Raw genomic sequence first — 1,434 nt, 5'->3', positions numbered from 1 at the left:
ATTCGTTGAGCGCTATAACTATTAAATTTGAATCGTTTAAACGTTATGCGGATAGGCATTCAAATTAGATTCAGGAAGAAATCAAGATGATTCCATCATTGTTGCTCTTTTAATTGTGCTAATATAGCGCTTGTATTGTACGAAGAATTAAGAGGCAAGGAAGGATAGTGATGAATATTCATATTGAGCGGCAATTGCTTGAATATCGGCGCTATAAAATAATGACGTATAGTACTGGTGCAGGCCAGGAAACACTATTGATTTTACATGGTGGGCCGGGTGTACCATCTGACTATATGAGAGAAAGTCATTTTGAGTTCTATGTAAAGAAAGGTTTACGTGTTGTGACTTGGATCAGTTAGGTTGTGGAGAATTTGACCAACCGGATGATGATGCACTATGGGAGTTACCCCGTTTTGTTGAAGAAGTTGAACATGTAAGACGTAAGCTCAATCTAAAAGCAGTACATTTACTTGGCCAATCTTGGGGCGGAGTTTTAGGCTTGGAATACTGTTTAGCTTACCCTGAGTGGGTGAAATCATTTATTAGTGCGAATAGTTCATTTAATATACCACTTATGCAACGTGGTTTTGAGCGTCATAAAATGGCACTAGGAGCTGAAACATGCCGGATGATGGCAAGGCGTGAAGCAGAAGGGACAACAGATCATCCAGAATATTATGGCGCATATACACTGCTTGCACATCGTCATATTTGTCGTGCGGAGGTTTGGCCGGAGAGTTTGGTTTTCTCAATGGCTAATATTGCAAAGCCGGTACTATCTAAAGTATTTGGAAACTATTTATTTAATTGTACAGGGTTATTGCGCAACTACGATCGCACTGAAGAGTTAAAAAAAGTAAATACGCCTATTTTAGTTATTCATGGTGAGTATGATTATATCGTCGTTGAATGTGCAACTCATGCTAGAGATAACTTAATTAATGCAGAGCTTGTTGTCTTGCATGATTGTTCACATGATCCATTTTTTGAAAAACCGGAGCTTTATCATCAAGCTGTTTGGCGTTTTTTGCAAAAACATACAATTAACAACTGTTAAAATTTAGGAATGTAAAATGCCACATATTGAATTGAAATATTCTGATGATCTAATCATTGATACTAATAAAATTTTTGAAGCGATTGAAAATACAATTAATGAATATGACTCTAGCTCTGGAGTGTGTAAAAGTCGAGCGTATGCTACTTCACTTTATAAACATAGTCATATTTTAGTTTCTGTGTTTTTATTAAAAAAACCACATCGAGATGATAATTTTTCACAAGGTTTAACTTATAGTCTTGAGCAAGTAGTGAAGGAGTTTATTCAACAGGAATGTCATTTTTCTCTTTCTTTAGAATATAACTCAGATTTTTATATAACTAACCAATATTCTGTAGAGAAAAATTGTTAGCAATGTCATACGCTGCGAG

Annotated in this window: 3 protein-coding genes; all 3 read left to right on the top strand. The window is 35.7% G+C overall.

Annotated features, from left to right (window positions below):
- Window positions 1–170: 170 nt before the first annotated feature.
- From C200_RS14655 to C200_RS13930, 3 genes are read left to right on the top strand one after another with little or no spacing between them, the layout of a single operon-like run.
- Complete coding sequence (locus tag C200_RS14655; protein WP_051307375.1) at window positions 171–362, top strand: hypothetical protein; 192 nt, start codon at window positions 171–173, stop codon at window positions 360–362.
- Complete coding sequence (locus tag C200_RS14345; RefSeq protein WP_016212337.1) at window positions 350–1,060, top strand: proline iminopeptidase-family hydrolase; 711 nt, start codon at window positions 350–352, stop codon at window positions 1,058–1,060. Before C200_RS14655 ends, C200_RS14345 begins: the two co-directional genes overlap by 13 nt.
- Window positions 1,061–1,076: 16 nt before the next feature.
- Window positions 1,077–1,415: a hypothetical protein gene (locus C200_RS13930; protein ID WP_016212335.1), complete on the top strand. Its 339-nt coding sequence runs from the start codon at window positions 1,077–1,079 to the stop codon at window positions 1,413–1,415.
- The last annotated feature ends 19 nt before the right edge of the window (window positions 1,416–1,434 follow it).

Source organism: Piscirickettsia salmonis LF-89 = ATCC VR-1361 (assembly GCF_000297215.2).
In the GTDB taxonomy this organism is placed as follows: Bacteria; Pseudomonadota; Gammaproteobacteria; order Piscirickettsiales; family Piscirickettsiaceae; genus Piscirickettsia; species Piscirickettsia salmonis.
The sequence above is the reverse complement of the archived record's forward strand: the minus strand, read 5'-3'. Positions and strand labels throughout refer to the sequence as shown.